Genomic DNA, 9,017 nt, shown 5'->3' with positions numbered 1-9,017 from the left:
CAAGCAACGGGCCCCACACCACAACGTCGGCAAGACGGCCAAACGAGCAGACTCGATCAAGGAACATCAAGGCCGACGAGGATAAACGCCAAGCTGAGTCCCCGACCTGCGCAGCAGGCGACGCGGACCGGACCTGCCGGGCTCGTTCCCGCAGGTCATCGCACAACACACGGAACGCCTCAAGGTCGGCTCGCTCGGAGAAGGAACGCAGCAACCGGCGGCTCCGCCGGTCGTCGCCGGCGTTGACGGCCGCCACGATGCTCTCGATCAGGACAGTGGCTGCTTCGTCATCGGATCCGGGCGTCACCTGTCAGCGACTCGCGCGCGGCCGGGATCGCCCGGCGACGGCCCGGACCGCCGACCAGCGTCTCCCACACCGGGTCGGGCTGGCCTGGCACGGTCCGGCCGCTCACCCACCATGAGGCTGCCAGCTGTGAGTAGATCGGCACGTCGGCAAAGTGGAAGACCGCTCTCGCGGCCGCCTCCGGAGCCATCGCGGGTGTCGTCATGCCTGCCCAACGAGGCGAACGCCCCAGGGGCACGCTCCGGTCGATCACCACCGTTCGATCATCCCCCGCCAATAGGGGTGTTCAAGACGGTCCAGGCCCGCACTGGACGTCGTACTCCTCAATCCAGCCGGCCGGACGGCCATCGCGCGGCAGTTCCTGGACGCCCGGGTGATGGGCTGCGGACGACGATCAGCTCGGGTGCGGGTCGCTCCAGGCACCGGCGGGCAGGGCCTTCGGGTCGCGGTGCCGGAGGGTGGCGATGGCCTGGAGCGCGGTGGGGTGGAGGGCGCGCTGATCGTGGCGGGGCTCGCGAACGAAACGGTCCGGACCGGCAGGATCGCCGTGAGGCACCGCGGCCCACGCGAGGACGTCGTGGATGCCGGCCTCAACCCGGCCGGCCGGCCGTGGTGGAGCAGGACGTGGACGGGGCGGGCTCGGGGCCGGGCGGCGTCGGCATCGCGCCACATGGTGCGGGCCCCGCCGCCGTCCAGCGGGCGCTCCCCCTCCCACGACCCGTACCGCTCCACCGGCCGGACGGGCACCTCGGCTTGGCGCCGTCAGTGGTTCCGGCCACCGCGCGGCAGCGGGATCCGGGGCAGCAGCTCCCACAGCGGCCGGCCGCTGGAAGCCCAGCGCCCGAGGACCCTGCGGTCGACCAGGAGCACGTTCTGCTCGGCGCCCCACTTCCGCGACGGCTCGGTGAACCGCCCATTGGTGACCACCACCGGCACCTCGGCCCTGTGCACGCGCTCGTTGGCGCCCACCAGGCTGTACAGCACACCGACCGAGACCGGAGCACCACCGATCGGGTCCTGCTTGTGCTTGCACTGCACCACCCGGGTGCGGCCCATCGGGTCCGTGGCCAGCACGTCCGCGCTCTGGTCACCGCCCTGCCCGACCCGCTGCGCCGTGCAGCCGTCGCGCAGCAGCAGGTCGCGAACCGCGAACTCGAAGGCGTCGTGTCGCATGTGGTCCAGGCCCCCGGGCCCGGCCAGCGTGAGCCGCAGCCGCAGCCGGCGCTCGAGGTCGGCCAGCCGCCCGGCCTCGGCCGCGCGCCGGCGCTCCAGCAAACAGTGCAGGGAGAGGGCCGCGACGCCGAGCCCGATGAGCGCCAGCACGACCAGCACCCAGACGTGGGCCGCCAGCCAGCGCAGCACCGCGAGCACCAGGATGACGGCCCTGAACTGAATCACCGATCGTCGGGGAGGGGAGGCCGTCAGGCCTCCCCTCCCCGACGCGTCTCATCGCGCGCTTTCCGCACCGGCAGCCGGGGCCGACAACGCATCGAGTTCATGGCCGATCGCCTCGCGCAGGGCGTCATGCTGCGGTCCGAGCGCGCTTGCGGGATCGCGCCAGTTCTCCGCGGGATACAGCCACACCGGGTAACGGACGAGATCCGGGCTCTCCCACTCGAACCGGGGCCACACATGCGCGTGCAGGAAACCGTCGGTATTGCCGAGGATTTCCAGGTTCACCCGCCGAAACTCCGAGTCCAGACGCCGGCAGGCCCGCTCCACGGCCTCACCCAGCCGGTCCATGTCCGCCAGAAAGGCCGTCCGCTTGCTCCGCGGAAGATCGGACAGACGCTCCACGCCGGGCTCGTCGACCAGCAGAACCGAATACCCCGGCAGGAACTGCACGTCGCCGATCACCGCGAAGCCGGCGTCAAGCCGCCGCAGCACAGTGGGATTTGTGCCCTTCAGGGCACTGCCGATCCTGTCGTCCCGCCAATTGTCAATCATGAGCGCGCACCCTACACGCGCGTGATCAAGCAGGACTCAGCCGATCGCTCCCGACGACGGCGCTCTCGCTCCTCAGACTCCCCACTCCGTTCGAAGCCGGACGCAGTGAGGTGAACAGCAGCGTTGGCCAAAATCGACCAGCCTCATCATCGACGGTGGACGGCAGGTGGGCCGGCCGCGTGCTGTGCCGCCGGGTGGTCCCCGCGATGGTGCGCCCGGGACCGCGGCGCACGATTGTGCTTCCAGGGCCCGTGACCGGCCGGCCAATCCGCGCCTGCGGCCACGGCGAATCAGGGGCAGGAAGGTTTCCCGGCGTCGTCCGCCCCGCCGAACAGGCGACGGGGCGGTTGTGCAGCGCAAGGCCCGGGACGTGCGGCGGCCACTCGGTGGGGTGGCTGAACGCGGCGACGGTACGCCGGTCGGCGGTCTTCTCGCGGACTGCCCGCACGAGGACGGCCGCGACGGCCGGGTCCTCACGGCAGTGCAGCCAGGTCACCTCTTCGGCGGATGCTCCTGGGCGAGCGTGGCGGTGCAGCGCCATCGCGCCCAGGACCTGTCCGGAACCGTCGTGGGCCACGTACAGGCACCGTAGGCTCTCGTGCGCTCCGCCGATGCGGGGCAGTGGCCGCGGGGCGGAGAGCATCGTCGGCCGGTCGGCCGCCACGAGTTCGGCGACGGCGTTGCCGTCCGCGGCGGTCGCCGGCCGGACCCACACCGCTCGCCCTGCCCTGAGTACCACGGTAACCGTCCCGGTCGTCTGCAAGGAGCCTCACCACTGCTTTCCGGTTCGACCCAGCAACGTGGTGGCCTGGCCTGGTCCGCGTGCCGGATGAGACCTAGGGTAGCGACAGCGACTGGTCCCTGGTCCTGGGCGGGAAGCCGTCGGCCATCGAGGCCCCCGACCCGACAGGTGTCCCCGGCGCCGTTGAACGGGGCTTCGACGCCCAGCTGCTCGCGGGAACCCGAGTGCCTCGACACAGGATCCAGGGTTCACAGGGGCGTGAACAGTCAGGCCGCGGAGCCAGGATGGCCGATATGCCAACGCAGTGGGTGCACCAGTTCCGCAACTGCCCGAGCACCGGGGATATGGAAGTCCTGGTCGAGGAGACGGGTCCGCCCCGGCAAGTCCTGGCCCGCGCGCGCGAAGGGGCCGGTGCACTGGTCGACGGGTACGTCCTGCAGAGCATCGACGCGCAGAGCCGCACCGCCCTCTATACGTGGGTGGGGAGCGGCGAACTGCGGGCGGTGACGGAGCACCTGCTCGAACTCCTCGCCGAGGGCTGCCCGCGGGAGGCAACCCCGTAGGCCCGGCAGCCAGGCGGCACGGGCGAGCGGGCGAGCGAGGCCGGCGCCAGCGCGTCGACCGGCTCCGGGTGCACGAACGAGTGAATGAATCGCGCGGGACACCGCGCGGACGCATCACAGGAGGAGATTCGTCGTGGAGACGGCAGAGCTGGAGAGCAAGGTTCACGGGTTGGAGACGGCCCTGGCCGTGCAGGAGGCCAACATGGCCGGCGCACACAGCGGCACCTGGTCCGTGATGGCGGTCGGCGCAGGCGCATTGATCGTCGGCATCTTCCTGGGCATGGCCATCGCCAAGAGCTGAGCGCCCGGTCGAGGGGCGGGGCTTGCGGTCGGGGTTGCACCGGCGAGCCCCGCCGCCGTGACCAAAGGGCTTCGCGGGGGCGGGGGGCACCGCCGACGAAGTCGGCGTACCGCTTGATGACGTCGAGGTAGTAGTTCACGAGTCCCCCTGAGGACGTAACCTGCGGCCCTCCCCGTCGAAGATGGGCTGGCCGGGCTCATGCCGTCCCTACGGCGCTCCCGGGCCACTTCGAACCACCTGAACGTGGCCAAACCTCCGCGCTGCAGGGGTAGTTGCCCACGGGTGGGGCGGGAGCAACGGAACCGCCGCGGCGGGGTGCGTCAGGCCGGGAAATCACCCACGTCCCCTTTCCGCAAAGGCGTTTCGCGTCGCCATCAAGGGGATAGCGTGCTGTCGTCCGAGAGCACCTTGGGGGGTGGCATGGGCACCAGGAGTCTGGGCGCGTCGATTCACGCGAGGCACGCGCACATCATCGAGACCACCGTGACCGGCACGAAGTTGAAGACGAGGATGATCACCTACCCGATCCCGGTGGATCGACCGCCCCGGGGGGCGGTGCGTCAGGTCCTCGTCTGCGGCGCCTGCAAGAAGGAGGTCCCGTACCGGATCCTGGGCACCCTGCCCACCCGGGTGCGGCGGGCGCTGTGGCTCCTGCTGGCCCTGGCCGGGGCGGCCGCCATCTACCTCTGCGTGTTCCGCGTGGACCAGACGCTGGAGGCGCTCGGCCGCTCGGGGACCGTGTTGACCGGCGTCCTCGCGTGCGCGGCGGCCGGGCTCTACGCCCTGATCGGGGGTATCTCCAGGTGGTGGCGGGAGGACGGGGTCACGATCACGAAGTCGAAGGGCAAGGACTACAGGCACGAGGTGCACCGCTGACACCCGGACCGGCCGCCGTCCCACCCGCGGCCCGGGCGGGACGGCGGCCGCTCAGGAAGCCGTGGCCGCCGTCGCGGGCTGCCCGCGCGAGCGTGTGGAGCGGGCCGTACTCTGCGGGCATGACCGACAACACGCAGCCCGTCACCCCCCAGGAAGCCTTCGAGATGCTGCTGGCCGGCAACGAGCGGTTCGTCACCGGGATACCGGAGCACCCGAACCAGGACGCCGCCCGCCGCAGTCAGACCGCGCCCGCGCAGGCGCCGTTCGCGGTGCTGTTCGGGTGTTCGGACTCACGTCTGGCCGCCGAGATCATCTTCGACCAGGGCCTGGGCGATCTGTTCGTGGTCCGCACCGCCGGTCACGTGGCCGGCCCCGAGGTGCTCGGCAGCATCGAGTACGGGGTGGCGGTACTGGGCTGCCCGCTGGTGGTAGTGCTGGGCCACGACTCCTGCGGCGCGGTCGCCGCGGCCCAGACGGCGGTCTCCGACGGCACCACGGTGCGCGGATTCGTACGCGATGTCGTCGAGCGGGTGACCCCCAGCGTGCTGGCCGCCCGCGCCGCCGGATACACCGACAACGCGGACTTCATCGCCGAGAATGTGCGCCACACCGTCGACCTGCTGCTGGAGCGCTCCCGCACCCTCTCCCACGCCGTCGAGGCGGGCAAGGCGGCCGTGGTGGGCCTGTCCTACCGCCTGGCGGACGGCACCGCCCACCTGGTCACCGCCCGCGGCCTCGAAATGCCGGTGGTCTCCGCCTCCGCCGAACCAGCGCGTTGACCGCTCGGTCCGCGACGCCTCGGGCAGCCTGGACGACGCGGGGAAGGCCCGCGAGGAGCTCACACTCCCGGACGTCCGCACGGGTACCTGCGGAAGACCTGCGATGACACCTGCGCGGGCCCTGCGGTGGTACCTGCGGGGGTTCGGCCGGCGTCCGACGGCCCCTGTCCGGTGCGGACGGCATGACCAGTCCGGTCGATCATGTTCGGAGCCAGATGGTGGGGGCTGCCGCGGTGGGTGTGCCGAGAGACAGGACGGGGAGGTCAGGATCTCCTGGTAACCCGCACAGGACAGTCCCGAGCCCGATCCTCCCCTCTTCCTCGACGCGGCGAACGCCGGCGTCGCCCGGTCGCCCCCGGTCGCCGGGAGGGCCAGGGCGCGGAGTTGGTCACACCTGGTGCAGGTACGCCTTCATCACGGTGTGGGCGGCCTGCTCGGGGGTGTCGTGCAGGATCAGCTCCTGCGTGGCGGGGTCGCCGAGGAAGTAGCCCTCGCGTCGGGGTGCGGGACGGTCGAGGCCGGGCGGGCTGGGGCGGGCGCCGGTCTGCTGGCGGTGGTCGGGGTTTCTCCCCGGGGCGTGGCGGGCGCGGTCTCGTCCCGTTCGACCACCACCGACCCCTGTCAGCCCTCGGCCTCACGTGATCAACCCGGACAGATCGCGATCATGCAATGGCCCTGGCTGACCGACAAAGCCAGGTGACGGTGGCCACCCTGCCGGCCATCGCAGTGCTGCCGCTGTGCGGGTGGTTCAGGTGCGGGCGAGGGCGGTGAGGAAGCGGTGGCGCGGGAGGGTGCGGGCGGCGGCGAGGAGTAGGCGGTTGGCGGTGCCGGGCACGACCATGGGGCGGCTGCGGTGGCGCAGGGCGCGTAGGGCGGTGGCGACGACCTGTTCGGGGGTTTGCACCAGGGCGGCAGGTGCGTCGTCGTGCGACTGCGACTCGGTGGCGGTCATGCCCGGGCAGAGCGCGAGGACGTGGATGCCGGATGCCCGGTGCTCGGACCAGAGTGCCTCGGAGAAGGCGGTGACGAACGCCTTGGTGGCGCTGTAGACGGCGAGGTCCGGCAGCGGGGTGTGGGCAAGGGTGGAGGAGACGTTCAGCAGGGCGTCGCCGGGGCGGGCCTGGGCGAGGAAGGCGTGGGAGAGGGTGACGAGGGCCTCGCAGTTGAGGCGCAGCATCTCGTGGGCGTGAGTGAGTGGGGTCGTGGTGAAGGGGCCGGTGGTGGCGGTTCCCGCGTTGTTGACCAGGAGGTGGACGCGTCGGTCGGCGAGGAGTTGGGCGGCGTTGTGGAGGCCGTCGGGGTCGCCGAGGTCGGCGGCCAGGTGGTCGTGACCTGGGCCGAGTTCGGCCATCAGGGCTTGGAGTCGCTCCTCGTTCCGGGCGACGGCGATCACCTGGTGGCCGCTCGCGGCCAGGCGGCGGGCGAAGGCGCGGCCGATGCCGGCGCTGGCTCCGGTGACCAGGGCGGTGGGGCGGTGGGCGGTGTCGGACGGCCGGGGTGTCGGCTGGGTGGTGGTCATGGTGACTGCGTCTCAGTTCGCGGCGGGTCGGGTGGCCGGCTGGAGGCGGAAGGAGGCGGCTTCCATCAGAGGCTTGCGCTGGGTCTTCTGGACGGCGGCGATCCGCCACCGTCCGTCGGCCGCGCGCACCACCGTGTACGTGGCGAGCTTGCCGAGCTTGCCCTGCTTGCCGTCCTGCTCCGGGGTGCCGCCCTTGCGGACGTCGCCGCGGGTGACGACCACGGCCGCGTCGGTGCCGTAGAAGCGCAGGTCGGTGATGTCGAGGATCAGTCGGGTGCCCTTGAGGAAGCTGTCGAACAGGGCCTGGTGAGCGCGGCCGATCTCCTCGCCGCCGTGGTAGACGGTGCCGACGTAGGTGACGTCGGTGGCGTCCTCGGTGAAGCAGGCGCCGTACGCGGTGCCGTCGCCGTCGGCCCAGGCTGCGGCGCCGCGCTCCAGCAGGGCGCGGATCGCGGCGGCGTCGGTCGCGCGGGGGGCGGTGGTGTGGTGGTTGGCGGTCATGGTGTCGTCCTCCGGGTTGGGGTGTGCGGTGGAGTGGCGTGCAGGCGCGGGGTGCCGGTGTGCGGGCGGAGCCGGTCGGTCACTTCTCGGCCTCGGGCATGGTCGCCGAGTCCCAGAGGAAGGAGAGCCGCTCCATCACGTTCTGGCGCTGGGTGTTGTGGAAGGCGGCGATGCGCCAGCTGTGGTCGCTCTGGCGGACCAGCGTGTAGGACTGCGTCTTGGTCAGCTCGGACGGCTGCTTGGGCGTACCGCCCTTGTAGGTGTCGCCGCGGCTGGTGACGACGGCGGTGTCCGGCCCGTAGAAGCGGATGCCGAGGAAGGAGTCGGCGAGCCTGGTGTCCTTGACGAATCCGTCGAACAGGGCGCGGTGGGCGTCGGCGATGTCGCGGCGGCCCTGGTAGTGGGTGCCGACGTAGGTGGTGTAGGTGGCGTCGGCGGTGAACTGCTCGCCGTACGTGGTGGCGTCGCCCCGGCCCCAGGCGTCGGTGAGAGCGTGGATGGTGTCGCAGACGGCACGGTGATCGTCGGTGGTGGGCGTGCCGGCCGGGGTGGCGGTGACGGCGGGGGTGACGGCGGTGCAGTCGGTCTGGCCGAGGTTGCGGACGTCGGATGTGGCGTCCAGCCAGAAGTACCCGCCGGCCGCGGCGACGGCGAGGGTGAGGGCGGTGATGCCGAGGGCGCGCTTGACGGTGCGCCGACGGTTGGTGCGTCGGCCGTTCCCGGTGCTCGTCGGGGCGCTCTTCAGGTCGGTCGGCTCGCCCGTCGGGTCGGTCGCCTCGGTGGTGGTGACGGTGCTCATGGTCTCCCCTTCATGATAACTTCTTCAAAGAAGTTACTTCGTTGAAGATTTCTCTTCGTTGAGGAAGAGATTAGGGAGTGGAGGAGCCCGTGTCAACGCCTGCCATGCCGTCCGATGCGAGTGAGGTCTACCGCCGGTACCTGAGCGCCGTGATGCTGCACGGCCATGCCAGCGCCAAGGCCTGCGAGCTCGGCGCCACCGACCTCTACGCGCTGAACATCCTGCAACTGACCGGCCCGATGACCCCCGGCGAGCTCGGCACCCGCACCGGCCTCACCACCGGGCCGACCACCCGCCTCATCGACCGCCTCGAACAGGCCGGCTACGTGCGCCGGGCCCCGGACCCCGGAGACCGCCGCAAGGTGATCGTCGAACCGGTCGGCAAGCCCGCCGACCTCGACCGGGTCATGGCCCCGGCCCGGCAGCGGATCGGCGAGCTCCTCAGGGGCTACTCGCCCGAGCAGCTCGAAGTCCTCTTCGACTACTTCGCCCGCGCCACCAACGCCTACCAGGAAGCCGCCAAGCAGCTGCGCACCCACAACGCCGACTGAAGCGCCGACGCGGCACCGTTGCGCTCTGCCAAGAGCGGCGGGCACGAACGAGCGAGCGGCACACGGACGGGAGGCAGCCGGTGGAAGACCCACCGACCACGGCGCCGGTGCGCGCGCCCGACCCGGCCGCGCGGG

General features: G+C 71.6%; 11 protein-coding genes. 5 read left to right on the top strand and 6 right to left on the bottom strand.

All coding sequences use genetic code 11. The annotated features are described in order from the left end of the window. From ABZ497_RS36035 to ABZ497_RS36025, 3 genes are all read right to left on the bottom strand, one after another. Positions 1-307, bottom strand: a 307-nt coding sequence (locus ABZ497_RS36035) for a hypothetical protein (protein ID WP_359812182.1), incomplete at its 3' end; no start/stop codon positions are given. A 759-nt stretch (positions 308-1,066) separates the two neighbouring features. Continuing rightward, positions 1,067-1,702: a restriction endonuclease gene (locus ABZ497_RS36030; protein ID WP_359812180.1), complete on the bottom strand. Its 636-nt coding sequence runs from the start codon at positions 1,700-1,702 to the stop codon at positions 1,067-1,069. A 48-nt stretch (positions 1,703-1,750) separates the two neighbouring features. Beyond that, complete coding sequence (locus ABZ497_RS36025) at positions 1,751-2,251, bottom strand: diadenosine tetraphosphate hydrolase (RefSeq protein WP_359812177.1); 501 nt, start codon at positions 2,249-2,251, stop codon at positions 1,751-1,753. Between the two features lie 1,035 nt (positions 2,252-3,286). Here ABZ497_RS36025 and ABZ497_RS36020 point away from each other — a divergent pair. The 4 genes from ABZ497_RS36020 to ABZ497_RS36005 all read left to right on the top strand — a co-directional run bounded on the left by ABZ497_RS36020 (position 3,287) and on the right by ABZ497_RS36005 (position 5,512). Beyond that, the gene (locus tag ABZ497_RS36020; RefSeq protein WP_359812175.1) at positions 3,287-3,556 is read left to right on the top strand and encodes a hypothetical protein; all 270 of its coding nucleotides are present in this window, start codon (positions 3,287-3,289) and stop codon (positions 3,554-3,556) included. 133 nt (positions 3,557-3,689) lie between these two features. Next, positions 3,690-3,857: a hypothetical protein gene (locus ABZ497_RS36015; RefSeq protein WP_359812172.1), complete on the top strand. Its 168-nt coding sequence runs from the start codon at positions 3,690-3,692 to the stop codon at positions 3,855-3,857. A 420-nt stretch (positions 3,858-4,277) separates the two neighbouring features. After that, a complete protein-coding gene (locus ABZ497_RS36010; RefSeq protein WP_359812169.1) occupies positions 4,278-4,733 on the top strand; it encodes a hypothetical protein in 456 nt (151 codons plus the stop codon). A 119-nt stretch (positions 4,734-4,852) separates the two neighbouring features. Next, on the top strand, positions 4,853-5,512 hold the full coding sequence (locus ABZ497_RS36005; protein WP_359812167.1) for a carbonic anhydrase: 660 nt from the start codon (positions 4,853-4,855) through the stop codon (positions 5,510-5,512). A 748-nt stretch (positions 5,513-6,260) separates the two neighbouring features. On the opposite strand, the gene ABZ497_RS36000 is transcribed toward ABZ497_RS36005, so the two are convergent. The 3 genes from ABZ497_RS36000 to ABZ497_RS35990 form a co-directional block, all read right to left on the bottom strand. After that, positions 6,261-7,031: an SDR family NAD(P)-dependent oxidoreductase gene (locus ABZ497_RS36000; protein ID WP_359812164.1), complete on the bottom strand. Its 771-nt coding sequence runs from the start codon at positions 7,029-7,031 to the stop codon at positions 6,261-6,263. Between the two features lie 12 nt (positions 7,032-7,043). Next, entirely contained in the window at positions 7,044-7,532 is a 489-nt protein-coding gene (locus tag ABZ497_RS35995; protein WP_359812161.1) for an SgcJ/EcaC family oxidoreductase, read from the bottom strand. A gap of 79 nt (positions 7,533-7,611) precedes the next feature. Next, on the bottom strand, positions 7,612-8,331 hold the full coding sequence (locus tag ABZ497_RS35990) for an SgcJ/EcaC family oxidoreductase (protein ID WP_359812158.1): 720 nt from the start codon (positions 8,329-8,331) through the stop codon (positions 7,612-7,614). Between the two features lie 104 nt (positions 8,332-8,435). Here ABZ497_RS35990 and ABZ497_RS35985 point away from each other — a divergent pair, with 104 nt between their 5' ends. After that, complete coding sequence (locus ABZ497_RS35985) at positions 8,436-8,882, top strand: MarR family transcriptional regulator (RefSeq protein ID WP_359812185.1); 447 nt, start codon at positions 8,436-8,438, stop codon at positions 8,880-8,882. Positions 8,883-9,017 lie beyond the last annotated feature (135 nt).

It is taken from the genome of Kitasatospora sp. NPDC005751 (assembly GCF_040630835.1).
In the GTDB taxonomy this organism is placed as follows: domain Bacteria; phylum Actinomycetota; class Actinomycetes; order Streptomycetales; family Streptomycetaceae; genus Kitasatospora.
The sequence above is the reverse complement of the archived record's forward strand: the minus strand, read 5'-3'. Positions and strand labels throughout refer to the sequence as shown.